Source organism: Streptomyces tardus, from assembly GCF_018101125.2.
GTDB classification, from domain to species: domain Bacteria; phylum Actinomycetota; class Actinomycetes; order Streptomycetales; family Streptomycetaceae; genus Streptomyces; species Streptomyces tardus.
Genome location: NZ_JAELVF020000001.1, coordinates 1,374,177 through 1,399,278 on the forward strand (window position 1 = coordinate 1,374,177; position 25,102 = coordinate 1,399,278).

At 68.3% G+C, this 25,102-nt stretch carries 21 protein-coding genes; 16 read left to right on the forward strand and 5 right to left on the reverse strand.

Annotated elements, in window-relative coordinates; genetic code table 11:
- Window positions 1-3: 3 nt before the first annotated feature.
- The 4 genes from JGS22_RS05955 to JGS22_RS05970 are packed head-to-tail and all read right to left on the reverse strand — an operon-like array spanning window position 4 to window position 8,271.
- The gene (locus tag JGS22_RS05955) at window positions 4-3,225 is read right to left on the reverse strand and encodes a type I restriction endonuclease subunit R (RefSeq protein WP_211040202.1); all 3,222 of its coding nucleotides are present in this window, start codon (window positions 3,223-3,225) and stop codon (window positions 4-6) included.
- An 11-nt stretch (window positions 3,226-3,236) separates the two neighbouring features.
- On the reverse strand, window positions 3,237-4,514 hold the full coding sequence (locus JGS22_RS05960; RefSeq protein ID WP_211040203.1) for a restriction endonuclease subunit S: 1,278 nt from the start codon (window positions 4,512-4,514) through the stop codon (window positions 3,237-3,239).
- Entirely contained in the window at window positions 4,511-6,541 is a 2,031-nt protein-coding gene (locus tag JGS22_RS05965) for a type I restriction-modification system subunit M (RefSeq protein WP_211040204.1), read from the reverse strand. Before JGS22_RS05965 ends, JGS22_RS05960 begins: the two co-directional genes overlap by 4 nt.
- Complete coding sequence (locus tag JGS22_RS05970) at window positions 6,538-8,271, reverse strand: N-6 DNA methylase (protein WP_236073043.1); 1,734 nt, start codon at window positions 8,269-8,271, stop codon at window positions 6,538-6,540. The genes JGS22_RS05965 and JGS22_RS05970 overlap by 4 nt, the downstream gene beginning before the upstream one ends.
- Before the next feature lie 216 nt (window positions 8,272-8,487).
- Here JGS22_RS05970 and JGS22_RS05975 point away from each other — a divergent pair, with 216 nt between their 5' ends.
- Both JGS22_RS05975 and JGS22_RS05980 read left to right on the forward strand, forming a co-directional pair.
- The gene (locus tag JGS22_RS05975) at window positions 8,488-10,179 is read left to right on the forward strand and encodes a DUF6119 family protein (protein ID WP_211040206.1); all 1,692 of its coding nucleotides are present in this window, start codon (window positions 8,488-8,490) and stop codon (window positions 10,177-10,179) included.
- A gap of 245 nt (window positions 10,180-10,424) precedes the next feature.
- Complete coding sequence (locus JGS22_RS05980; protein WP_236073044.1) at window positions 10,425-11,363, forward strand: DUF5655 domain-containing protein; 939 nt, start codon at window positions 10,425-10,427, stop codon at window positions 11,361-11,363.
- 99 nt (window positions 11,364-11,462) lie between these two features.
- Here JGS22_RS05980 and JGS22_RS05985 read toward each other — a convergent pair whose 3' ends face one another.
- Window positions 11,463-12,209: a DNA-methyltransferase gene (locus JGS22_RS05985; RefSeq protein WP_047471334.1), complete on the reverse strand. Its 747-nt coding sequence runs from the start codon at window positions 12,207-12,209 to the stop codon at window positions 11,463-11,465.
- A 580-nt stretch (window positions 12,210-12,789) separates the two neighbouring features.
- On the opposite strand from JGS22_RS05985, the gene JGS22_RS05990 reads away from it, so the two are divergent.
- From JGS22_RS05990 to JGS22_RS06055, 14 genes are all read left to right on the forward strand, one after another.
- Window positions 12,790-13,935: a C40 family peptidase gene (locus JGS22_RS05990; RefSeq protein WP_211040207.1), complete on the forward strand. Its 1,146-nt coding sequence runs from the start codon at window positions 12,790-12,792 to the stop codon at window positions 13,933-13,935.
- An 88-nt stretch (window positions 13,936-14,023) separates the two neighbouring features.
- Window positions 14,024-14,332: a DUF6112 family protein gene (locus JGS22_RS05995; RefSeq protein ID WP_011029048.1), complete on the forward strand. Its 309-nt coding sequence runs from the start codon at window positions 14,024-14,026 to the stop codon at window positions 14,330-14,332.
- Window positions 14,332-15,012 carry a hypothetical protein gene (locus tag JGS22_RS06000; RefSeq protein ID WP_211040208.1) on the forward strand — a complete coding sequence of 227 codons (681 nt, stop codon included), beginning with the start codon at window positions 14,332-14,334 and terminating at the stop codon, window positions 15,010-15,012. Before JGS22_RS05995 ends, JGS22_RS06000 begins: the two co-directional genes overlap by 1 nt.
- A gap of 28 nt (window positions 15,013-15,040) precedes the next feature.
- Window positions 15,041-16,450 (forward strand): SCO6881 family protein, encoded by a 1,410-nt coding sequence (locus JGS22_RS06005; RefSeq protein WP_211040209.1) that lies wholly within the window; start codon window positions 15,041-15,043, stop codon window positions 16,448-16,450.
- A gap of 131 nt (window positions 16,451-16,581) precedes the next feature.
- Window positions 16,582-18,048, forward strand: a complete 1,467-nt coding sequence (locus JGS22_RS06010; RefSeq protein ID WP_211040210.1) for an SCO6880 family protein — start codon at window positions 16,582-16,584, stop codon at window positions 18,046-18,048.
- 25 nt (window positions 18,049-18,073) lie between these two features.
- Window positions 18,074-18,526 (forward strand): DUF6238 family protein, encoded by a 453-nt coding sequence (locus JGS22_RS06015; protein ID WP_211040211.1) that lies wholly within the window; start codon window positions 18,074-18,076, stop codon window positions 18,524-18,526.
- 26 nt (window positions 18,527-18,552) lie between these two features.
- Window positions 18,553-20,058, forward strand: a complete 1,506-nt coding sequence (locus JGS22_RS06020) for a putative type IV secretion/conjugal transfer ATPase (RefSeq protein WP_211040212.1) — start codon at window positions 18,553-18,555, stop codon at window positions 20,056-20,058.
- Between the two features lie 32 nt (window positions 20,059-20,090).
- Window positions 20,091-20,783: a hypothetical protein gene (locus JGS22_RS06025; RefSeq protein ID WP_236073045.1), complete on the forward strand. Its 693-nt coding sequence runs from the start codon at window positions 20,091-20,093 to the stop codon at window positions 20,781-20,783.
- A 159-nt stretch (window positions 20,784-20,942) separates the two neighbouring features.
- On the forward strand, window positions 20,943-21,476 hold the full coding sequence (locus JGS22_RS06030) for a hypothetical protein (protein WP_211040213.1): 534 nt from the start codon (window positions 20,943-20,945) through the stop codon (window positions 21,474-21,476).
- Window positions 21,477-21,573: 97 nt separating this feature from the next.
- A complete protein-coding gene (locus tag JGS22_RS06035; protein ID WP_211040214.1) occupies window positions 21,574-22,338 on the forward strand; it encodes a hypothetical protein in 765 nt (254 codons plus the stop codon).
- Between the two features lie 25 nt (window positions 22,339-22,363).
- Entirely contained in the window at window positions 22,364-22,861 is a 498-nt protein-coding gene (locus JGS22_RS06040) for a hypothetical protein (RefSeq protein WP_211040215.1), read from the forward strand.
- A gap of 158 nt (window positions 22,862-23,019) precedes the next feature.
- Window positions 23,020-23,745: a hypothetical protein gene (locus JGS22_RS06045; protein WP_211040216.1), complete on the forward strand. Its 726-nt coding sequence runs from the start codon at window positions 23,020-23,022 to the stop codon at window positions 23,743-23,745.
- A 91-nt stretch (window positions 23,746-23,836) separates the two neighbouring features.
- A complete protein-coding gene (locus tag JGS22_RS06050) occupies window positions 23,837-24,502 on the forward strand; it encodes a hypothetical protein (protein WP_211040217.1) in 666 nt (221 codons plus the stop codon).
- Window positions 24,503-24,597: 95 nt separating this feature from the next.
- On the forward strand, window positions 24,598-25,038 hold the full coding sequence (locus JGS22_RS06055; protein ID WP_096624751.1) for a hypothetical protein: 441 nt from the start codon (window positions 24,598-24,600) through the stop codon (window positions 25,036-25,038).
- Window positions 25,039-25,102 lie beyond the last annotated feature (64 nt).

The window sequence follows — 25,102 nt, forward strand, 5'->3', positions numbered from 1 at the left end:
AGGCTATGCGGTCGGCGGTTCCGCCCGACGGCTTCCGGACGACTTGAGCTCGGCGGCCCGCTGCTCGGTGGCACGGCGCTCGGCCTCGCGTCGGACCGGGCGTCGGATGAGCTGGTACGCCTGCTGGGTCGCGACCTGCTTGAACAGGCGGTTGACGTCGGTGTCGTCGAAGTAGCGGACCATCAGGGCGTCGTTGGACGCTGCCTGGTCGATGACGATCCGGTCGAGGTCCTTCTCCAGCTCCCCGCCGAAGACGTCCTGGTCCTGGTGCAGGGCGATGGCCCGGAGTTCGGGGTCCTCGCTGACGGCGACGACGAGCTGGCCGAGCAGGATCTGGTCGGTGGTGGACAGCCCGGTCCCGTACTCGTCGTTGACGGACTGGATCACCTCCGCCAGAGACATTTCCTCCGCCTCGGCCACCGCTCCGGCCGCCTCGGGCACCAAGCCAGGCAATACCTGGGCGCCCGCTGCCTCCAGGCTCAGCTCCGGAGTACCCGTCTGAACGATGCGCATGTGGCTCGGGGCGGCCGTCCCTATGTCGGCGCCAGCGCTGCGGGCGGGCGCGGGCAGGCGGCGCAGCAGAAAGCGTCCGTACTGGTAGAGCCGTTCCAGTTCGAGGTTCTCAAATCCGATCACATGGGAGAGCCAGCCGTACGCCTTGGTGTAGGAATCCAGAGCGCGGCGGAACTCGGAGGCGGTGTCCGGTTCTGCAGCGTTGAGGGCGTTGAAGCGGTCCAGCGCCGGCTGCAGGTAGCCGTAGAGGCGGGCGTGGGCCTTCATGATGGCGGTGTCGGTGGCCGAGCCGCCCTGAAAGGCTGCGAAGTAAGCGGTGACGAAGGCGTCCATCTCGGCTTCCACCAGGAGCTGGTAGGCCATCACCTCACGTTCGCGGTCGAACAGCAGGTTGGGGTCGGTGGGCTCGCTGACCGACGCCTCGTAGTACTGCTGGAAAGCCTGCTCGATGTCCTCGGGCCGGTTGGCGAAGTCGAGGATGAACAGGTCCTCGGTGCTCTTGAGCCGGTGGGTGCGGTTGAGCCGAGAAAGCGTCTGTACCGCAGCCAGGTTCGCAAGGATCTTGTCCACGTACATGGTGGTCAGCAGCGGCTGGTCGAAGCCGGTCTGGTACTTCTCAGCGACGACGAGGATGCGATGCTCGGGCTTGGGGACGGAAGGCGGGTTCGGGTCGTCCGCGCGGGTGTAGCCGAAACGTGCCGGCAGTTCGCGTTCGGGGAAGCCGTTGAGCTTGGGCTCGGTGTACTCGATCCCGTCGAGGGTCAGAGCCCCGGAGAACGCAACCAGCGTGCCGCAGTCGGTGAAGCCCCGCTGGTCGATGTAGGCCCGCATGGCCTGGTAGAGCCGTACGGCGTGGTCACGGCCGGAGGTGACCACCATCGCCTTGGCTCGGCCGCCGAGTCGCGGGCTGGAGTGCGCGCGGAAGTGGTCGACGATGATCTTCGCGCGGGAGGCCATCGACGCCTCCGACATCAGCGCGGCTCGCACTAGCCGCGAACGGGCCTTGCGCGGGTCCACCTGCTGCTCCGCCTCCTCGGCGGCGGCTTCCTGGAGCTTGAAGTACGTGGCGTAGGTGATGTAGTTGCCGAGCACATCGAGGATGAAGCCCTCCTCGATGGCCTGCCGCATCGAGTAGACGTGGAACGGTCCCTTCTCCTGCTCCCCCGAGCCGGGATTGGCGTAAGGAGTGCCGAAGAGGTCGATCGTCTTCGCCTTGGGCGTGGCCGTGAACGCGAAGAAGGACAGGTTCGGTTGCTTGCCGCGCGCCAAAGCCGCGGCCGTCAGCGGGTCGCCGTCCTCGTCCACCGCGTCCGAGCCGAGACGTCCCAGCGCCTTCTTCAAGGCCGCCGCGCTTTCCCCACCCTGCGAGGAGTGCGCCTCGTCAATGATCACCGCGTAGCGCTGTCCACCAAGCCCTGCAACCTTGTCCAGGACAAAGGGGAACTTCTGCACTGTAGTAATCACGATCCGGGCAGTCGGCCCGGTCAGCGCGTCCGCGAGCTGCTGGGAGTTCTCGTCGATCCGCACGACCACGCCAGCCTTGTGGTCGAACTGGTGGATAGTGTCCTGAAGCTGCTTGTCCAGCACCCGCCGGTCGGTGATGACGATGATCTTGTCGAAGACCAGCTTGTTCACTCCCAGACCGGAGGCGAGCGCGGCGGGCGCGATCTGCCCAGGGTCGTGGGAGGTGTGCAGGCTGGACAGGTGGTGCGCGAGCCAGGCAATGGTGTTGGACTTGCCCGAGCCGGCGGAGTGCTGGATCAGGTAGTTTTCCCCCGCCCCGTGGCGAGCCGCGTGCGCGATGAGTTTGCGCACTGCGTCCCACTGGTGGAACCGCGGGAAGATCAACGGTTGCGTGTGCGCGCTACCCGGCTTGTGCGACGGCGCCCGTCCGGCCTTCGCCGCAGCGTCCTCGACGTGCAGGAACCGCTGGAGCAACTCCAGCCAGTTGACCCGCGCCCACACCTCGTCGAAGAGGTAGGAGGTGGGGTACTTCCCATCGGTCGACGCCGGGACGTTGCCCGCGCCACCGATCTGGCCAGGGCCACCAGAGCCGGTGTTGAACGGGAGAAAGCGGGTGGCGTCGCCGGCCAGGCGGGTCGTCAGGAAAGCCAACGTCGGATCGACCGCAAAGTGAACCAGGCTGCGCTTTGCGAAGAACAGTTCCTTCGGGTCGCGGTCGCGGCGGTACTGCCGCTTGGCGTCTTCAACGGTCTGGCCGGTCAGCCCGTTCTTCAACTCCACCGAGGCGACGGGGAGTCCGTTTAGGAAGAAGGCCATGTCGAGGCTATCGGCCGGCCGCGATGACGAGTAGTGGAACTGGCGCACGAAGGTGAGCCGATTGGCGTCGTACTCGGCGAGAGCGTCGGCGGCGAGCGTGTGCGCAGGACGGAAGTACGCAAGCTGGATCTTCACGTTGCGGTCATTCACGCCCCGACGCAGCACATCCAGCAGGCCGCGCGAGTCAATCTCCCGCGCCACGCGCTTCGCGAACCGGCCGATGGCCTGCTCTTCGTCCTCGCCGTAGGCTGCCTGAAGCGCCAGCCACGCGTCGTTCTGAGACGCGCCGAGGAACGCGGCCAGCTCGGAGGTGTCGATGCCGAGCGTGGGGTTGTAGGTGTTCGACAACCCGCGCTGCCAGCCGCTGCGCAGTAGCGCCGCTTCCACGGCGTTTTCGAATGCCTTCTCGGTGTATACGCGGGCGTCGTTCATCTGAATCCCCCTCAGAGGTTGCGGTCGTGCGTGGGGCGGGCGGTGGTGACGTCGAGCTGGCCGGTGACGGCAGCAGTGATCAACGCTTGGCGACTCTCCGAGAGCAGCGCGGAAGACGTCTCGATCGCAGCCCTGGTGGCTTCGATACGCCGCTCCTCAGCTGTGAGATCAGCCGTGATTCGCACTTGTTGTTCAACAGGAACAGATGGGACGTGGATTTCCTTGATATCTTCGGACCTCAACTTGATGGTCTGCCCCGATTGCCCCCGCATCAGCAATGACATAAATCCTCTCACCGGGCGGCTACGCAACATCAAGGCCACAAACTCAGGACTCCATTCACGGTCTGTGCGGATACGATAGAGGAGGTCACTGAGGAGGAGATTTCGCCCCTCTGTATTGGCTACTGTAGACACCCCGACGTGTTCGGTCGACCCACTTCCGCGCGTCATAAGGAGATCACCATCAAGGATCCGGTATCGCAAATCGGGGTGCAGGCCACCGGGTAGCCGCTTGTGCTCCATGGGACGAAAGACGCCTGAGCTCACCGAGCTCGTCTTCAGCACTGCCCACTCGTCCGGCCCGGCGGGTGCATCTTCGCACTGCGGGCTCCACCCTTGCTCAACAGAGCGAACGACCCTGCGGAGACGGACAATTCCATGCTCCGCGATCATGCTCTCCACTCGGGCAGCCAGGCTCGACGTCCACAGCTCTTTGAGGCGGTCGAGCTGACGCTTACGGGCGTCGAGGAGAGCGTCGATATACCCAATCTCAGCGTCGAGGAAGTCAGCAATGCGTCGCTGCTCGCCTACAGGAGGAATCTTCACTGGAAGCACTCGCAGCAGGTCATTATCGATTTCCACCTGCCCTGGGCGCACCCCACGCGATAGCGAGGCAAATTCCGTTGCATAGATTCCCGAACGAAGAAGCCAGTTCAGAAAACGACCTTCCTCGCGATGGTTCGGGCGAAAGCAAATGTAGTGACCGGAGACGATGCCACGATATTTAGAGATGCCGACCGACCCTTGCCAAGCCTTCATCCGATTCACCACCAGCCACCCTGGGCCGATTAGCTGGTAAATGTTACGGTCAGGCGCAGCTTTGTTGAAATTGTCGTCTCGGCTTTCCCGCTTCACTACACCATAGTCGCGATAAACGCTCAATAGTTCCTCATATGGATGCCCGACGTCTTTAATACGGTCAAACATCGCCCAGAGAGGAACCGTGCGCCAGCCCGAGGGCCAGGCAACGGATGAGAGAATCGACTGATCAATTCGCGCCGAGTTCACCCTGTCACCTCTCCCAACAGTGCCTGAATTTCCGCCTCCAACGACTTTAGTTCTGCGCTAATCTCCATCAGAGGCCGCGGTGGCGTGTAGGTGTAGAACTGGCGCGTGAAGGGGATCTCGTACCCCAGCTTGAACCGCTCCATCTCTTTCGTCTTCGGGTTGCGGGTCTCTGCGATCCAGGCATCCGGGACGTGAGGCAGCACCTCGCGGGCGAAGTACTCGTCAATGTCCTCGCCGAGCGGGACGTTCTCGTTGTCGCGCAGGTCGGGGTCAGGCTCGGGTTTGCCCTTAACAAGCTGGACCTCGCCTTCTGGATCGGTCACGCCCACCGCGTCGCGCAGGGCCTTCTGGAACGGCGCGGCAGAGGGCCACAGCACGCCGCCAGCCACCATCGCCGTCCGCAGGGCGTCCCATGCCTCAGCCTTGGTGGCCCACTGCGAGCCGAGCAGCGGCTTGAGCGCGGCCAGCAACAGCTCCACCGCCACCTCGTTCCCGACCGCCTTCTTCACGGCGGCCGACGCACCGAGCTGAGCGAGGCTGTCCTCGGTCAGCTCGAAGCGGAGCTTGAGCGGTCGGTCCACGGTGATGCGTTGGTAGCCGAAGTTCCGGTTGGCGAATAGCTTCACCCGTCCATGGTCCGGATGGTTCTCGTCGCTGGCGATGCTAAGCGCGTCGCGGTAGATCGCGCCGATGTGTCCAATCTGCGCCCTCGTGATCCTCTTGCGCTTCTCGCCGAGGCCCTTATGCATCTTGGACCACTGGTCGCGTGCGTCGAGCAGGATCACGTGCCCCTTGCGATCGGCGGGCTTGCGGTTCGTGACGATCCAGAAGTATGTGGAGATACCCGTGTTGTAGAAGAGCTGGTCTGGAAGGGCGACGATCGCCTCCAGGTAGTCGTGCTCGATGATCCACCGACGGATTTCCGACTCGCCTGACCCCGCGCCACCCGTGAACAACGGGGAGCCGTTGAAGACGATGGCAAGGCGGGTACCGCCGACCTCATCGCCTGCCGCGTCCTTCTTGAGAGGCTGCATCTTGCTCATCATGTGCTGCAGGAACAGCAGCGAACCGTCATTGATCCGAGGCAGGCCGGCTCCGAAGCGGCCGCCGAATCCGCGGTCCTCGTGCTCCTGGCGTACGACCTTCTCGACCTTCTTCCACTCCACACCGAAGGGTGGGTTGGCGAGCATGTAGTTGAAGGTCTCGCCGTCGTGGCCGTCCTGGCTGAAGGAGTTGCCGAAGCGGATGTTCTTGGCCGTGTGGCCCTTCAGGAGCATGTCGGAGCGGCAAATCGCGTACGACTCGGCGTTCAGCTCCTGTCCGAACAGGTTGACACGCACACGCGGGTTCAGCCTGCGGATGTGCTCTTCAGCTGCCGAGAGCATGCCGCCAGTGCCGCAGGCCGGATCGAGGATCTTGACGACCTGGCCCTCCCCCGTCAGCCGGTCGTCGTCCGGGGCGAGCAGCAGCTCGACCATCAGCTCGATGACCTCGCGCGGGGTGAAGTGCTCACCGGCGGTCTCGTTGGAGGCATCGGCGAACTTACGGATCAGTTCCTCAAAGACGTAGCCCATGTCGTGGTTGTCCACGGCCCCGAAGCTCAGGTCCAGGCCGGCGAACTTCCGCACCACCTGGTAGAGCAGATCGGCGTTGTCCAGACGGTCGATCTGAAGGTGGAACTCGTAGCGGTTGATGATCTCGGTGGCCTCCGAGGAGAATCCCCGGATGTAGTCCTTGAGGTTCTTCGCCACATTGGCCGCGTCGCTGCTGATGGTGTCGAAGGTCTGCTCGGAGAGGTTGTAAAACTTCAGCTTGGAGGCTGCCAGCAGCAGTCCGTCCATGTTCTCTCCGGTGTAGGAGGCCGCCCGGTCCCACACCGCCTGGCGGGTCGGGGCCATGACACAGTCCAGCCTGCGCAGCACCGTCAGCGGCAGGATGACCTTTCCGTACTCCGAGCGCTTGTAGTCGCCGCGCAGCAGATCGGCCACCGACCAGATGAAGTCAGCCAGTTCCTGGTTCTTGCTCAAAGCATCCTGTCCTCTCGCCCCACTGCGGCGTGTCCGTCGTTCGTCATACTTTGGTGTTCAGCCTTGCCGCCGTCATAGGCTGGCGGCGGATCGAGGGCACCTCCGGTGAGCCCGTCGCGGGCGAGCCGCGCAGCCCGGTCGCCCATTTTGGCGAGTTCGGCAAGTTCGTGCTCGAACGCGCCCAACGAGCGAAAGGCGTCGCCGTAGCGATGCTGTCGCTCAACGTCCATGCGGGGTAGGCGCGCCGCCTGCAGGTCCGCTCGGAACGTACCCGAGGAGGACGTGCTACGACGGACGTTCGCCGTGCTGCGGGCGAATCCACGCACGTAGTCGGGGTCCACCTGGTCGCTGACGGAGATGAGCTCGTCACCGTCCAGGCTGACCAAGCCGGCGGCCAGCAGGTCGCTCACCGCCACCGGGACGCTATCGTCCAGGGCGTCGGCTCGGCCACGTGGTGGCAGCTCGGGAAGCAGCGTCCGAAGGCGGCGCAGGCGCGTGTCGAGTTCCTCGCGCAGCTTGGCGTACTCCACCGCGTAGTCGGGTTCCGGCTCGCGTACGTAGCGGCTGGGAGTGAGGTCCACCTCGTTGTCCAGCAGATCGATCAGCTGCACCTCCGCCTCCTGGTGCGGCTGAGGGGCCCACGGTCCGTCCGGGCTGTTGGCGCTGAGATCAACCATGCGTACGGTCCCCGCCGCCCGCCCAGTGCCCGAGGGACGGCTCAGCAGCCACAGGTGTAGCGGAAGTGCATGACTGGCAGCGAGGCCGGACGGTAGAGCCACCACCGCGGCGACGCAGCCGCGACGCACCAACTCCGCCCGGATCCTGCGACCCGAGCGGCGATGGGCGACCGATGCTGGCAGAGCCACTACGGCTCGCCCGCCGGGTGCCGTGTGGTGGTAGCAATGCTGAAGCCATGCGAGTTCGCTCTCCCCGCGTGAGGGCACACCGGCCTCCCAGCGCGGATCGACGAGCAACTGTTCGCGGCCCCAGTCGGCCACGGCGGTCGGCGGCTCGCACACGACCAGGTCTGCGCGGAGATCGGGGAACGCGTCAGCCCGCAACGAGTCGCCTGCCGCGACCTGAACCGGCGCCGCCGTCCCAGTGGCGGCCAAGGCCGCACGCACCTGAGCTACGCGTGCTGCATCCGCCTGTGTGTCCTGCCCCAGCCTGCTCTGGACCGCACCGTCGCCCACTGCAACGAGGAGCGATCCGATGCCGCACGCGGGGTCAAAGACGGTGCCTGCGGTCTCACCGGCGAATTCTCGGACCGCGCGAGCCAGCCGCAGTGTCGAGGCCCCGTCCAACGCGGCGCGCGCTGTGGACTCCAGCAACCGGGCTACCAAAGCGTCCATCACCTCGGTGGGCATCCGGTCGGCGACCAGCCCGTCCACCGCCTCGCGGGCGGTCTGGTCGGTGAGTGCATCCGCCTCACGCAGGAGATGTTCCCCGACATCAGCCAGCGCCCTGATCATTTCCTCGCCATAGCTGCCACGCAGCGACTGCCAGAGCCGGACCTCCACACTGACCTCTCGCCCTTCGCGCTGCCCTTCCAGCCACTGCCGTACCTCGGCGAGCGAGAACAGGGGACTCGCCGAGGTGCCGCCGACAGGCGCGGGAAAGTCCGAACGGCGCCTGCGCCAGTTGGACACTGCGGCACGCGTCACGCCCGCCAACCGTGCGATCTCCGCAGCGGTCGCCGTGGCATCGGATACCTCGTTTCCTCCGGACATGACACGACCGTACACCGGAAGCTCTTGATCGCCAAGTTACATTCAGTTGACGGCGCTAACGCGGCCCTGTTCACTGGGTATCACGCGCCAGGAACTCCGACGCACCGCGCAGCGCCCAACGCGCGGGAGGTCCGGGCACGAGCACGAGTCACGCGGACCGAATAAGACGACCCCGCGGGCATCGACCTCCGACACCTCGCTTAGAAGGAGCCTGACGTGACCGCCAAGGAGAAGAGCAGCACCGGCACCCGCAAGTCCACGCTGCACCGACTCACCGTTCCAAACGGCGGCGAGGTAGAACTCCGCACTCTCGTGCGCCCCCACTATCTCGACAGACCCGGTTACCAAGTCCGCGAGTTCGCCCGGGAGGGCGTCACAGGACTGCTGGTGAACGGGGGAATCCCCCGGGACCGCGCAGACTGGTGCCCTGCCGTCGAGCGGATCACCGGCCTGGACGTCAACGAACGGAATCACTCCGCTGCGGGCCTGGTGCTCATGCGCACCGAGCGCGGCCTGTACGCCCTGAGTTACGGGGTCGGCCAGCACATGCTGGATCCGTACTACCGAGATGATGAGTTCGGTCTGGAGTTCGCCACCCGCTGCCTCGACGAGGACGGCATCATCAAGGTGCGCAACCAGATCATGGACGGACGAGGACGTGTCGACGAGTACTCCGTCGCTCGCGGGGAGCGTATCGACGGCTTCGGGCTCGACCGGTTCGGCGCAGTCGTCCGCCGCATCTGTGGAACGGTCAGCGGCATCCCGTTGACTTCACTGCCCTCCGGAACCTCCAAGCATGTTCGAGTCGAGTGTTCCGAGTCGACCATCAAGCTGCCGCTGGCCACCACTCCGGAGGAATTCCTCAGCGACCTGCGCGCGATCGAGGAGGTCTGCTCGCGCGCGGATCCGCTGCCCGAACTGGGCTTCGTCGATCGGCTCCGCACGCTGGACAACCGCAGCCGTAAGGCGATAGACGCCCAGGCGGTCCTTGAGCGCATGCTCGCCGACCCGAGTCACCCGCGGCTCACGCTGGGAGTTCCGGAGAGCTGCCAGGAGGGCTTCGGCTCCGCCCAGGCGTTCCGGATCACCTCGGGCAGCCGCAGCATCGACGTCACAGACCTGGCCCTTCCTGTCCTCCTCGAGTTCGTCTCGGACAAGACCGAGGGCGAGCGCCTCAAGGCGCTCGCCCAGGTACGGGTCGTCATGTTCAGCGACGACGACCTGAAAACGCCGGCCAGCGCCGCGACCACCGGCAAGGAGTGGCTCATCGCGGACGTCCCCGTGGGAACGGCGCGGTACTTCTACGGCCACGGCAAGTGGTACGAGGTGGGAGCCGGATTCCTCGAGACGTTGGAGGAAGAGCTCCGGGAGCTGCTGGGCAAGCCGTCCAGTGTCCAACTGCCCGCCTGGCCGAAGGGAGTACCGAACGCCAAAGGGCGGGACTCTCACGATGAGGACTGGTACAACAAGCAGGCGGCAGAGCAGGCGGGCTACCTCCTCTTCGACAAGAAGAACATCGTCACGGACAAGTTCAACGGTGGCGGACTGGAGGTCTGTGATGTCCTCGGCCCGGACAACCAACTGATCTGCGTCAAGAAGGCCACCAGCAGCGACGGCACCGCGCCGCTGAACCACCTCTTCGCCCAGGCAGTCACCGCCGTCGAAACCCTGCGCAGTGACGAAGCCATCCGCAGCGGCTTCCTGAGGCAGGTCGCGGACCGCACTCCCGACCACCGCCTCCTGAGCGACTTCGGCACGCTGAAGGTCGTGCTCGCCATCCTCCTCAAGGACGGAAAGGAGATCACCGTTGACTCCCTCTTCGCCTTCGCCCAGGTATCCCTTCTCCAGTCAGCACGCCGCTTGCGCGCGATGAACGCAGAAGTTGAGGTCGTCGCAATCCGACGCTGAACCACGCTGCCCGGGGAGGGACGACTCCTACGTTCACTTCGCGAGCGCCGTGACGCGTGCAGCGCCTGTCTAAGTCGGACAATCCCGACGCGGCTGATCATTTTCTCTGAACTCCCCTGCGCCCTCCACGTTGGCCGAGAACAGCGAGGCCAGAGGACCTAACGCGGCATATCGCGCGGGCATCCACTGGAATACCCGCAGGCCGGTTTCGATTGCTTCTCCTGTAGTAATCACGGAGGGGAACGATGGTGAGCGACCTGAAGCTGTTCCGGCTCGACGCCGCCGACCGGGACGTCGAACTGCCCGGTTCGTCGGTCACGCTGGAGGTAGAGCTGCAGCGCCGGGTCGAGGCCGGCCTAGAGCAGATGTTGGGCGTCAGGTTCCTGGCGTCGGAGTATCCGACCGGTCCGTGGCACCGAGGGCGGATCGACACCCTGGGGCTCGATGAGAACGGCAGCCCGGTGGTGATCGAGTTCAAGAAGGGCTCGGACAGCGGGGTGATGTCCCAGGCGGTCTCCTACCTGTCCTGGCTGGAGTCGGCGCACCATGAGTTCGAGGCGCTCGTGCGCAAGGTGCTGGGGGCGGAGGCCGCCGAGTCCGTCGACTGGCGTCGTCCGCGGATGATCTGCATCGCGGCGGGCTTCTCGCACCACGACCGGGTAGCGGTGCAGAGGTTGCCCGAGCGGATCGACCTGGTGCGCTACCGGATCTTCGACGGTGGCCTGCTGGGGCTGCTGCTCGTGGACTCCGCGACCGGCTTCCCGAGCGCTGCCTCGTCTCGCCGGGGCCGAGAGCGGGCACCCGTGGCGGACAGCGTGCCGACGGCTTCGGCGGTCTCTCCGCCTGCGGGTGGAGGAGCGGTGCCGGAGTGCCTGCGGGACCTGTACGCGGAACTGGACGAGGCGCTCACGGCATGGGGCGAGGTGGAGGTGGCGTCCCTGCGGCACTACATCGCCTACCGGCGGTTGGTGAACGTGGCGTCGGTGATCTTCCGTCCGAAGCACGAGGCGATCCTTGTGTACCTCAGACTCGACCCGGACACGGTCGAGTTGGAGGAGGGCTTCACCCGGGACATGCGCGGTATCGGACACCTCGGGACCGGCGACCTGGAGGTCCGCGTCGTCTCGGCAGCCGACTTGGAGAAGGCGGCGCCGCTGATCCGGCGGGCGTTCGAGGCGGCCTGACGTAACAGGAGGGGCGGCTGGTGCATCGGTTAGTCGATGCTCCAGCCGCCCCTCTGGCGTCTGTGGGCCGCCGGCCCTGGCCTCTCTTCGCTCGCGCGATCATGCCTCCGGTCCGGCCAGCTCGAAGTCGTCCTTCGTCAGTTCGGCCCGCAGCCGCTCCTCGGCGACGTCGGCGTAGTGCGCGGACAGCTCGACGCCCACGAAGCGGCGTCCCTCGCGCAGGGCCGCGACCCCGGTGGAGCCGCTGCCGGTGAACGGGTCGAGGACGGTGCCGCCCTCGGGGCAGACCTGGACGAGCTGCTGCATGACCTCGACCGGCTTCTGAGTGATGTGAACTCGGCCCTTGCGGGGCTGGGAGGCGATGTAGTGCCCCGGCAGGTAGAGGTCGCGGGTGTTGTCGAGGGAGCCCTTGACGCCCCAGATGATGAACTCCGAGTCCTGCTTCGGCCCGCCCTTGCGGGGCCGGCTGGACGGCTTGATCCACGGAATCGTGCCGCTCCAGGTCCATCCCGCCATCTGCAGGGCGTCGGAGGTGGTCGGCTCCTGCCGCCAGTCGGTGAAGACCATGGCGACCGCGTGCTCGGTCGAGGCCCGGTACGCCTCGGTCAGCAGTTCGGTGAGCCAGGAGCGGTAGGAGCGCTGGTCGCGGTTCTCCCCCGGAAAGTTGGCGAGGTCGTGCGCCGAGTTGCTCGTGACGTACTTGGCACGTGCGGTACGGCCGGTCCGGTCGGAGCTGGTGCGGCCCCCGGAGTTGTACGGCGGATCGGTGATCACCGCCTGGACGCTCTCGTCCGGGAGGGACTTCAGGACGGTCAGGGCGTCGCCTCGGTGCAGCGTGTAGCTCATGGGGAGGGCCTCTTTTCGGGCGCGGCGGAGTCTGGACCTGCTCCGGGCAGCGCTCAACGGCGCGCATCCGGTGCGAGGTTGCTGCGGAGGTTAACGGCGAATTCCGGCCGCGCCTAACGAGGCGGCTCCCTGCTTCGGGCCCCTGGCTGGCAGTCGTTTGGTGCGGCCGGAATCCCGGTCTACTGTCTCGCCGTGCCACCGGGAAGGAGCGCTGCTCCACCCCCGTTGAGCTGTGCTTATCCGTGCCGTCTCGTCCAATCGAGCAGCGTCGGAGGCATGTTGCCCATCTGCCCGCGAGCGCCGTGAGGAGGCCCCTGTGCACTGCCTGAGATTACGAGCGCGGCTGGCTGCCGCGCATGACCTGAAACCGGCGTCCGGGAGCTACCAACTCCTCTGACCCGGGCCCGCCGAGAGGCGGATACACATCGGCGCGGTGCCGACGGCTTTGCACGAGAAGTCGGCACCGCGTCTCCTTCGAACACCGAGGAGCCGCTGCGATGCAGCATGCCCTGACCCACCAGCGCCCCGACCCACCTCCGTCGCCCCGTCCGCACCGCCGTCGCGCTGAACGGCGGCGGCCGTGAAGAAGACGACGGGAGCCCTCGTCGGTCTGTGCGCCACCGGACCGCTCCTGCTGGCACTGCCGATCCTCGGCATCGGCGCCGGGACCGCCTCGGCCTCGTGCTCGACCGACGGTGCACAGGGTGTGGACGCCTCCGCAGTCGCCAAGCAGGTGAAGGCCATCCTGGACGGCGGCGACAAGGGCTCGGTCTCCGTGCCGGGTCTGGACGCGCCTGCCGACCAAGTGCCCAACGCCAAGACGATCCAGGCCACGGGCGTCGCGATGAACGTCCCCGCCCGAGGGCAGGTCGTCGCCCTGGCGACCGCGCTGCAGGAGAGCGGCCTGCGGAACCTGACCTACGGCGACCGCGATTCGCTGGGCCTCTTCCAGCAGCGGCCGTCTATGGGCTGGGGCACAGCCAGCCAGATCCTCGATCCGGTTCACGCCAGCACCAAGTTCTACGAGGGGCTCAAGAAGGTCTCCGGCTGGCAGTCCCTCTCTGTTACCCAGGCCGCGCAGGCGGTACAGAAGTCGGGCTTCCCGGAGGCGTACGCCAAATGGGAGCCGCTGGCCACCGCCCTGCAGAAGGCCATCGAGCCCCTGCTGCAGAAGGCTGGCGGCGCATCGCCTAGCCCATCGCCGTCCGGCTCTGCCGACACCGGCAGCCCCTCTCCCGATTCCGCGGGGGGTTGTTCAGCGGACGGCGACGGGACGGACTTCGGCACCATCCCGGCGGGCGCCCTGCCGGACGAGTACAAGATTCCCGCCTCCGCGCTGCCGAAGGTACAGACGGCGATCCGGTGGGCGCTCGGCCAGCTCGGTACCCCGTATCAGTGGGGCGGCACGTGCACCGACTCCCACGGCAAGAACCCGATGGGCCGCTGCGACTGCTCCTCCCTGATGCAGGGCGCGTACAAGGCCGCCGGGGTCGCCCTGACGCGGACCACGTACACGCAGGTCAAGGACGGCAAGGCCGTCTCGGTCGATGCCCTCAAGCCGGGCGACCTCCTCTTCAGCGAGGGGACGGCCGCCGTACCGGAACACGTCGGGATGGCGATCGGGCAGGGCCTGATCGTCCACGCCCCGCACACCGGTGACGTCGTACGGATCACCACCGTCGCGTCCTGGAAATCGCGGATTCTCGCGGCCCGCCGAGTCGTCTGACCGGCGCTCCTCCCCCTCCTCACCTCCCCTCGCACCGCTGGTTCGCCCCTCCGGGCGTTGGCGTGCGTCCATTCGAACTGGAGTTCCCATGTATCTCGCTGAACAGGTCATACAGCTCGCCTACGACCCCGGAATCAAGCCCAACGAGGGCGGGCTCCCTGGCCTCAACGTCCTCAAGCAGGTGATGGGCTCGATCAACTTGTTCGGACTCATCGCCGTGGTCGGAGCCCTCGCCGTCAGTGCCGGCGTGTGGGCCTGGGGTCACCACTCCGGTGGTCACCAGGCCGAGGCGAACGGGAAGAAGGGCGTGCTGGTCAGCGCGGGCGCGGCCCTTCTTCTCGGTGCGGCCAACGGTGTAGTGGCGTTCTTCTCGACGCTCGGGACGCAGGTCCACTGATGGCTCAGCACTCCACCCACCCCGGCGGCGCATCTCGCGTGCGCCGCCGGGCGCTGCTCGGCACTGCCGTCCTGGCGGTGCTCGTCGCCCTCGCCGGCCTGGCCGCCTACCTCACCCGCGAGGGCCGAAGCCCCTCCGATACCGCTTCCCCACCACCGAGTTCGCCCACGGCATCCTCGTCACCCGCGGCACCGTCCGGGCCACACATCAGGCCCCGCGCTCTGCCCGTTCCGCCGAAAACCCACGACCCGATCACGTACGGGAAGGCCGCCGCCGCAGCGCTGTGGTCGTACGACACCCGCGCATACTCGCAGCCCGAGCTGCGCAAGGCGCTGCACGGCTGGCTGACCACGGAGTCGAAGTACGCCGACCCGGCCTCCGTCGACCAGGCGGTCCCCTCGGCCGTGCTGTGGAAGGAGATGGCGGCCAACAAGCAGGTCGCCACCGCCAAGATCAACGAGGGGCACTTCCCGCACGCCTTCACCCAGGCCCTCCAGGACGACCCCGGGGCGATCACCCAGGCGTACGTCTACGCCGTCACGGTCTCCGGCAAGCAGTCGATTCGCTGGAAGGGCTCGGCCGCCGGCGGCGCGGAGAGCCGGTCCACCACCCTCGCGGTCCAGTGCCGACCCAACCACCCCTGCGCCCTGGTCGGCGTCATGCCGTCCGTCGCGCCCTGACCCTCGCCCCATAACGGAGGTACGACCCATGGGAGTCTGCGACTTCCCGCTGATGGACAAGGTGTGCGGCGCTGTCGACTTCGCCACCAACCCCGCCGGCACAGTCACCGACGGTCTCGGCGCGTGGATCGCGAAGTCGGCGGGCGAGCTGGCGTCCAGCGCGGCCGACCTGGCCGCCAAGGCCGTCAACAAGACGACGGCCATCGACCTCAACGCCGGGTGGTTCCGCGACAACTACGAGCTGCTGCTGCCCATCGGCCTCGCCCTGACCGTCGGCATCTTCTGCATCCAGCTCATGACCGCTGCCTGGCGTCGAGACGAACGTGCCCTCGCCAAGGCGGCGTTCGGCACCATGACCGGAGTCCTGTTCAGCTTCTCCGCCATCGCTTTCACGACCGTCGCCATCACCGTGGTGGACGCGCTGTCCGACGGCCTCTTCAAAGCCGCCAACACCTCGATCGACGACGCGATCCGTCGTGTGATCAAGGTTGATCAGATGGGGGCCATGTACGGCCTCGGCTGGGGTGTGCCCGCGCTGGTGGCCTTCGGGTGCGCGATCGGCGCCTTCCTCTACTGGGGCGTGATGGTGGCCCGCAAGGTCGGCGTCCTGATCATGGTCGCGCTCGCGGTGTTCGCCGGGGCGGGCGGCGGCTGGGAAGTCGCCAAACGGTGGCGGCGCGGCTGGATCGAGGCCACCGGCACCCTGATCGTCTCCAAGCTGTTGATGACCGTGGTCTTCCTGATCGGCGTCTCCGCCATGGGCAAGACCGACGCCAGCGACGGAATGGCGGCTCTGTCCGACGCGATGGCCGGCATCGTCGTGATGGTCCTGGTGTTGCTCTGCCCCTACGCGACGTACAAGTTCGTCCACTGGGCCAGCGACGGCGGCGGCCACGACGACATGCACCGCACCGGTGTCGCCGGCATGGCGGTCGCCGCAGGAGCCGCGAAGACCGCAGGCAGCCTCGCGCTGCGGGCCGGTACCGGCGCCCCCGCTCCGCAGGGTCCGAACCAGGTCCCCGGCGCGGGCACCGATGGCGTCGCCTCCGGCATCAACCCCTCCGGCGGCAACCTCAGCAAGGAGGGCATCGACGCCGGGCCGCCCAAGCAGCAGACCCGCTTCCGGTACGGCGAAGACCCGGACGCGAGCGGCGACAAGGGCCGGGCTCTGATCCAGCGCCCCGGGATCCCGACGCTGATCACACGTCCTGGTGAGGACGAACCGGAAGGGTCCGCATCGGCTGCCCAAGGCGTTGCGGGCGGCTCCGGTCACCTCGCAGCCGCATCGGCTCCGGGCGGCGACATGACCTCCATGCCGCCGGCCGACCCCGGACCTTCGGCCTCGGGCACTCCGGCGTCCGGGTCCGGACCGTCGGCCACCGGCTCCGCGACGCCGACGAACTGGGTGTATCCCACCCAGCCGCCGTCGGGTTCCTGACCCACATCCCCGGGGGCGGGCCGCACTCCACGGCCCGCCCCCGCCTCCCACCAGCAGGAAGGTTTCGCCATGACGTCCAGAAGAGCGCCGCGCGCCCCGTCCTCCGCCCGCTCTCACCGTCTGGAACCACCATGTCCGGCAAGCACCAGTCCTCCACGCCCACCGTGAAGTTCCCACACCGCAGCAGGCGCGGCGTCCTGCTCGGCCTGTCCGTCCCGCAGTTGGTCGTCGCCGGGCTCACCGGCCTTCTCCTTCTCGCCGTGATCCTCGCCCGCGGTGTGGTCGGCGCCCTCCAGCTCATCCCGCTGTGGGCCGTGATCGCTCTGCTCGTCTTCGTCCGCCACCGAGGCCGTGCTCTGGCGGACTGGGCCCCGATCGTCGTCCGGTACGCGCTGCGCCGGATGCGAGGCCAGCTCGTCTGGCTCACCCGGCCCTCTCGCCGGCCGACCCGCGAGGGACTGCTCCACCTTCCCGGCACCGCTGCCAGCCTGCGCGTGACCACTGCTCCCGACGGCAAGTACGGCGCCGTCCACAACCCGCACACCGGGACGCTGACCGCGGTGGTCAAGGTCTCCTCCCGCGCCTACGCCCTGCTCGACCCCGGCACCCAGCAGGCCAACGTCGGCGGCTGGGGACGCGCGCTGGCAGCTCTCGCCCGTACCGGGCAGATCGCCCGCATCCAGGTGATCGAGCGCACCATCCCCGACTCCGGCGACGCGCTGCGCCGCTACTGGGAAGAGCACGGCCGCCCCAACACCCCGATGGCCGGCGCGATCTACAACGAGCTGATCCAAAGCGCCAGTCCCGCAGCCGCCCCGCACGAGGCGTACGTCGCGGTGTCCCTGGACACCAAGGCGGCCCGTCGGCTGATCAACCAGGCTGGCGGCGGTCTCACCGGTGCCTTCAGCGTCCTCGCCCAGCTCACCTCCATGTTCGACCAGGCGGCGCGGACCGCCGGTCTCACCCCGACGGGCTGGCTCACCGCCCGCGAGATCGCCGCCGTGGTGCGCACTTCCTATGACCCGAAGGCGCTGGCGACACTCGACCGCTGGTCCACGGCCGGTCGCCCTGAGGCCGAGCCCGCCGCCGCCGGACCCGTCGTGGTCGTCGAGAAGGCGGACCACATCGCCACCGACTCCGCCGTGCACGCCACCTACTGGGTGGAGAACTGGCCGCGCACCGAGACCAGCGCCGGCTTCCTGCACCAGCTCCTGTTCACCGGCGGGGTGCGGCGCACGCTGTCGCTCTCCTACGAGCCGAAGAACCTCGACGCCGCCCTGCGCGACGTGCAGCGCAAGAAGTCCAGCGTGATCGCCGACGCCGCCGAACGGGCCCGGCGCGGCCAGGTCGACTCCGAGGCGGACTCGATCGAGTACCAGGACATCAAGTCCCGCGAACGCCAGCTCATCGCCGGGCACGCCGACGTCGCCCTGACCGGTCTGCTGACCGTCTCGGCCGACACCGAGGACGAGCTGCGCACCGCCTGCGCCGTCGTGGAGACCGCCGCTGTCGGCGCCCAGCTCGATCTCCGGCCGCTGACCTGGCAGCAGGCCGAGGCGTTCACCGCCGCCGCCCTGCCGCTCGCGCTCGCTGCCTGACCCTTCCCTTCGAAAGAGCACCCTCATGTCCCGCACCGCCAGCCCGACCGCGCAGGACTTCGTGCCCTTCGCCACCGCCGCGCTCGACTTCCACCGGGCGCTCAACATCCCGGGCGGCCCGCTGGTCACCACCCGGGCCGAGCTGGACGCCCTGCACGCGCACCTCGTTTCGCTGTACGGGCTGCTCGACGCCCACACCGGTCGCACCGGGCAGCTCGTCGCGGTCGAGGGCGACCAGCTCCGTACCGCCCGCACCCGCATCTGGCAGGCCGCCGAGCACCTCCACGCCGCCTACCACGCGGCGCCCCGGCCGGACTCCAGCGAGATCCCCGCACCGGAGGCGTGCCAGGCCGGCCTTCCGGAGGGAGCACCGGAACTGACCATCTGCCAGCGCCACCAGCGCACCGCTCATCTCGTCCGGCGGCGCACCACCCCGGCCGACCTGCACGCACCGTTCACCGGCCTCGTCCGCCGCTGACCCACCCCTCATCTGGAGAAACGCTCATGCCCCGTACCCGCGCCAGCGCCTCCCCCCTGTTCGTGCCCCGTAAGACGACACGCGCCGAACAGCGAGCCGCCCGAGCCGGTTTCACCGAAGCCCGCCGCCAGGCACGCCTCGCCGGAAACCCGCCCAAGCACCGCGCCGAGCAGACCCTCGACCCGGATCTGCGGCCCACCTACCCGCCCGCCGGTCGCCCCGGTCCGGCCTCCGCCCGCGGCGGCAAGCTCGCCCTGCCCGCCCACCGGATGACCACCGCCACAGCCAGTGGCGCGTACCCGTTCGTGGCCGAGGGCGGCCTGGGCGCCGAAGGGGTGTTCATCGGCCGCGATGTGCACGCGGAGGCGGCCTTCTGCTTCGACCCGTTCTCGCTCTACAACAGCGGCAGGGTGGAGGGCTTCACCAACCCCAACGCGGTCCTGGCCGGGATCATCGGCATGGGCAAGTCGGCGCTGGCGAAGTCGATCGCCACCCGGTCGATCGCCCACGGCTACCGGATCTACATCCCCTGCGATCCCAAGGGGGAGTGGACCGGCGCCTCGCAGGCCCTCGGCGGCTACAGCATCGCCCTGGGCCCGGGGCTCCCCGGCCGGTTGAACCCGCTGGACGCCCCGGCCCGTCCCGCCTCCGTGAGCGAGGAGGACTGGTTCACGGAGGTTCGCAAGCGCCGTCTGCTGCTGCTGGCCAGCCTCGCCCGCACCGTGCTGAAGCGCGACCTGCTGCCGATGGAGCACACCGCCCTCGACCTGGCCCTGGATCTGGTCGTCGCCGACGCCGCCGCCCGGGGCACGGTGCCGCTGCTCGGCGAGATCGCGCACGTACTCGGCTCCCCCGAACGCCTCGACCAGGCCCTCGGCCACCAGGCGGGGCACCTAGGTTCAGCCGCCCAGGACCTCGCCCATGCCTTGCGACGGCTCGTGCACGGCGACTTGAGCGGCATGTTCGACGCGCCGAGCACCGTGTCGTTCGACCCGACCACACCGATGCTGTCCATCGATCTCTCCCGTCTCGGCGGCTCCGGTGACGACACGGCACTGGTGCTCGCGATGACGTGCGCGAGCGCGTGGATGGAGTCAGCCCTCAGTGATCCCGATGGTGGTCGGCGCTGGGTGATCTACGACGAGGCGTGGCGACTGATGCGGCACGTCGGGCTGCTGGAGCGGATGCAGAGCCAGTGGAAGCTCTCCCGAGGGCTGGGCATCGCGAACCTCATGGTGATCCACCGGCTCAGCGACTTGCTCTCGGCGGGCGACGCCGGTTCACGCGGCCGAGTCCTGGCCGAGGGGCTCCTCGCGGACTGCAGCACGCGCATCATCTACCGCCAGGAGCCCGACCAGCTCGCCGCCGCTGCCTCTCTGCTCGGCCTGACCGGCGTCGAGACCCAGGCGGTGTCCGCCCTGACCAAGGGCCGAGGTCTGTGGAAGGTCGCAGGCCGCTCGTTCATCACCCAGCACATCCTCCACCCGGCCGAGCGGGAGCTGTTCGACACAGACGCCCGCATGGCCGCCTAGCCCAACGACCAGCACAGCAACGGGAATCGATCATGTCTGCTTCTTCCACTCCTTCCTCCGGTGACAACCAGCCGTCGCAGGCCACCGACCCTTTGGCGTGGCGACGGCACCTCCCGGCACTGGCCTCGGCCGCCGCCGGGATCAACGAGGCGTGCGACGCCTGGGACGCGGTTTCGGACTCCCTCTGCGACGCGGACGGCTGGCCGCTGGACGACAAGGTCTACGGGGACGGGAAGGTCAAGCGGGACGCCGAAGCGTGGAAGCACGCCGAAGTGTTCCTCGACCACGGACCCGAGGTGCTGGCCGGGGTCCGCGCCGCCGCCGGCCCCGACTACGTCGAGGGGCCGATCAGTGACGACCTCCGTCGGATACGCGGGATCGACACCATCCTGCTCCGGGCGGAGGAACTGCGGCACGAATGGGCCGACGTCATGGCGCTTATGGACGGTTCGCAGCCGAGCGTGCTCCACCTCTACAAGGAGCGTGCCGAGGAGCACCGCAACACCGAAGGCTGGCACTACTCACACGAACTCGGCTCCAAGGGACCGGCGTTGGTGCGCGTCGGCGAATACCTCGCTCACCGAGCGGACACCGAACGGCCGGCGCAGACCGAGCGGGCTCGCGTCGCCCTGACCCGCTCGACGCACAACGCCCCTGCCGGATCACCTGCTTCGCCCCAGCTCCCACCGGCATCGCAACCGCCAGCTCTCGGTCGCTCGCGGTGATCCCTAGCACGCAGTCACGGCAGCGCCAAACTGCCCGATCACCAGATCCTCATGGACCACCGCACTCCTTCAAGCTCCACGCCCCGTCGGCTCCCGCCGTGCGGCGGGACGTTCGCAACGGAGAACTCCACGCACCACGAAACCCCGCCCCCGACCGCCGTGTCCGATCCGCGTCGCCTTCAAGCCGCCCTCTGCTCCGCACTCGGGCAGCGCGGCCTGGAGGGCACCGTCGAGTATGGCCTCAGCGACTACATCGTCCACGCCGAGCTTCCCGACGGCAGTTCGCTGATCATCTCGCCCCCGCAGGAGCCACCCTCCGAGCACCCCGAGACCCCGGAAAGCTGGATGGTCACCCGCCACCGGTCCGCCGAGCCCGCCGTCTACGAGGTGATCTACGACTCCGAGCCGGACGGTCCGCATGCGCGTCACGGCGGCAGCGTGCCGGATCTCCTCTCCGCTGTCGACGCCCGCCTGGACCAGCTTGGCGTACCGACACGCCAGGAGCAGGAACGTTCCGGCGAGGCGCGCGCCGCCACCGTGCTCCCGCCCGACTCCGCTCCATCCCGGGCGAGGGTCGCTCTCGCCTCTTCGCCGTCGGTCGGCCAGCGCGTGCTCCCGACCGGTCCGCCGCCGGAGTCTTCCGCGCGGGCCGCGCCGCCGCCGGCCAGTTCCTCATCCGCTCCCCGGCTCTGACCGACCGCGATCCAGGAGTCCTCCGTGCACCGCACCCTCAGAACTGATCCGCCCGTCGCCCGCACCTGTAACCGCACCCGCCTCGGATGGATCTGCCATGCCCAGCCACTACGACGTGCTGCCCGACCTGGCCTTCGGCCACCACCCCGTCCACGGCATCGTCGCCGCGAACCCGAAGAACCTCGCGGCCAGCACCTGGATGCTCAGGGGATTCGACTTCCATCCCGTCCCCGACCAGCCGACGTTGTACGCGCTAGCCGACCAGAACCGTGACGGACACGGCCGTACGAGCCGGGCCATCGAGCTGCTGCGCAAGGCCGGCTACCAGGTCGATGTGGACGTCGCCCTTGACCCTGCGCTGGCGCCCGAAACGGCACAGGTACGCGACCACGGTCCGCTCGGTGAACCAGACGTCGCCTTCGCCGATCACCCGCAGCTCGGCATCGTCGCAGCCCTCGACGACCGTGTCTCCGGCCTCAGCGGGCTCGCGCTGGTGGAGGACGGCTGGCGGCACAACTCGAGCCTGGACATCTACACGCTCCCCGCGACCACCGATCGCGTCGAGGCGCTGGGGAAAGTCGCCGACGCCACGGTGGCCCTGCACCGTTCGGGGCTCCAGGTCGCAGTGCAGCCACGCCTCGCTCAAGAGGTGACGGCTCGGCACCGCCCTGCTGCCGCGCCGACCGCTGGCCGTGAGCGCGGCCGTGGTCCCGCTCGCGCGTCTCCGTTGAGCGCCGCCGCGCTCGCCGCCAGCCCGGCCCGTGCCGGTATCCCGGGCAGGGCGCCGGTCCCCGCCGCCGCCGTCACCACACCGGCGGTCCGGCCGGTTGACCCCCGCGTCGCGTACTCCCGCGACCGCTGATCCAACTCCTCAAGGAGGCCCTTCCATGGCCGTGAAGACGATCTGGCCCATCGACCACACCTGCGGTCACCATGCCGACCGCGACTTGTCCGACCGACCGGCCGACCGCCGCGCCGGATTCGCCGAGTGGCTCGCCAGGCAGGAGTGCACGGACTGCTGGCGCGCATCGAACGAGGGCAACGAGCAGGACAAGGCCGCCTGGCTCAAGGCGAAGCGCGCCGAGGAGCAGACGGCGTCCGAAGCTTGGTCCGAGCAGTACCGGATGCCTCCCCTGGAGGGGACCGAGCGGGCCGTTCCCTGGGGCGTGCGCTGTCGTCACCAGATCCTGACCAACGCCTACACCGCACTGGTCACCGAAGGCACGACCAGCGAAGCGGAGTGGGCGGAGATCGAGGAGAACGCTCGTACGGTGACCCGCGCCGGGTGGTGGATAGACCAGAGGTCGTCCGAGCCCGAGGACCTCGCCGAACTGCTCATGGCCGCCACCGGGGCCGACCGGCCGACAGAGAATCCCTTCGTCTGAACGACCGGGTGCCCTGCTGCGGCGGGGCGCCCGGCTGACCGCCGCCGTGCGGCCTCTACCAGCGCTTCTCGGCCGGACCAAACCCCGGATTTGCCGGACGCTCTGCCCACTGGCCCACCTCCAACGGGTCCTTCGCTCCCTCTGCCCCGGAGACTTCCGTGCCTACCTCGATCACCATCACGTCCGAGTTCAGCGGCAGCGTCGTTGCCAAGGGCGCTACTGATGACCTCTCCGCGCAGCTCCTCCGTCACGCCGGTTTCAAGCAGATCGACGACTGGCACGGCCGACGCCATCGCCTGCCCACCACCACTCCGCTCGCCGACCAGGTCGCCATCGCCAGCCATGCGGCCGAGATGCTTCGAGCCGCTCGCTATGACGTCACCCTTCCGCCGTCCCTCGACACGGCCCGGATGAGCCCTCCGGTGCATGCGCTGGGGCCCTACGCCGCCGGAGCCGAACTCCTCAGCATCACGGACCAGATCCGTGCGGCCGAAGACGGAGCCAGCCTTCAGCGGGCAGTCGACCACCTGCTTCACCCCGAGCACGGTGCGCTGGAGCGTGTCCGGGAGGCGCTGGAAGCAGCGGGAGAACAGGTCAACGACCTGGACGACGACGCGTATGCGCTCGCCGACCGGTTCGGCTTCGCCTCGGAGTTCGTCAGCTCGGCCCAGTCCGAACTCGGCGACTCCGAGGCCGAGCTACGCCGCGTCGGCGCCGCTTCGACGAGTAACTCGGCAGCACGGACCGTCCGTGATCACCGTGATGCCGCTCTGGCCACTTCTCCTGCTGCGAACCAGGCCAAGGTCTCCTCGGCGTCCAGTTCCCAGACGGCGCCGCTCACTACAACGGGTCACCCGCCGCGCGCCGCAACGCCCCGACGGTGACCCCGGCGGCTCTCTTCGCCGTCGGCCACCAGAACGTCGCGCGTCCCCGCTTGACCCACCTGTCAAAGACCACTCACCCGAAGAGGCAAACGTGCCCGAGTACTACTCCAGCATCGGCGAGGCCGTCGGTGCGGCCATGCAGCACAACATCCGGCTCGCCCACCGCAGCGCGGCACCGGGCTCCAACAAGCCGCTGCAGGTCAGGGACCTGCCCAGCGCTTCCGCCGATCCGTACTCGGTCCGCGGAATGATCTCTCGCCTCCACGAGGACGCCTCGCCCGATGAGGTGGCGGGCATCATCGAGGAGGTCAACGGCGCACTGGTCGGGGCTCTGCCCGAGCTGACCGACCTCGTCGCCTCTGCCGCCGACTGGACTCGCGCCCGTCTCGACTTCGACGACCCGCATCACCATCCGACTTTCGAGACGTGGACACGACTGGCAGCCGCGTACGGGATGCTCCAGGACGTCCGTGAGCAGTTGGAAGTCGCCGAGGACGGTCTCGCTGCCTATCCCGCAGAGCGCACGGACCCCCGGCACCACCAGATGGTCAACGTCTTGCGCAGCCGGGAGTTGCTCGACGACGTCCTCGGTGCCGAGGCTGCTCCTGTGCCGTCCGCTGCCCAGAACGTCGATTCAGACCGGCAGCGGGCGGCCCGCGCCTCCTCGCCGCGCGCCGGAACATCGCCGTCGACCGGCAGTCCGCCGGCCACCGCAGCACCTCCGCCCGCGCCTCGTTCTGCCGGCCGACCCCGCTGAAACGTTCCGCCTCAGACGTCCAGGAGTACCCCCATGTTCTGCACGAGAGCCGAGCGCGCCCCGCCCCTGCCCGCTCGCACACCCAAGGAACCGCCGTGCCTTCCCCGCGCACCAGCGCGCCCTCGACCACCACTGGGTCGGACGCGCTCCTCTACCTCCTGTTCGGCATCCTCGGCGCCGCCATGGCCTTCGGCTCCCTGGCCTGGCTGACCGGAAATCTCACCAACACCTTCGTCGGGAGCGGGACATGGGCCCCCTTCCGCATAACGGACGCGCTGCTGCACCCGGAGGTGCTGTGGCCGGCCCTGAGCACCAGCATGCTGATGGTCGGCGCCCGCGTCGTCCCCGCCCTGTTCACCGTTGCCCTGGTCGTCACCGCTGCCGTGCTGTGGATGCGGTGGCGTGCCGGGTCCAAGTCCGGCCTCGCCCGGAAGGCGGACCTGGCGCCGCTGCTGGACAAGGAGATCGTCGCCAAGGCGAAGAGCCTGCGCCCGAGCCTGGGCGGCCGGGAGAGTAAAAGAGGTCCTGCCCGCTGACCGCGGCATCCTGCTCGGCACCCTCGATCCCGGTCGTGCGGAGGTCCGCGCGTCCTGGGAGGAC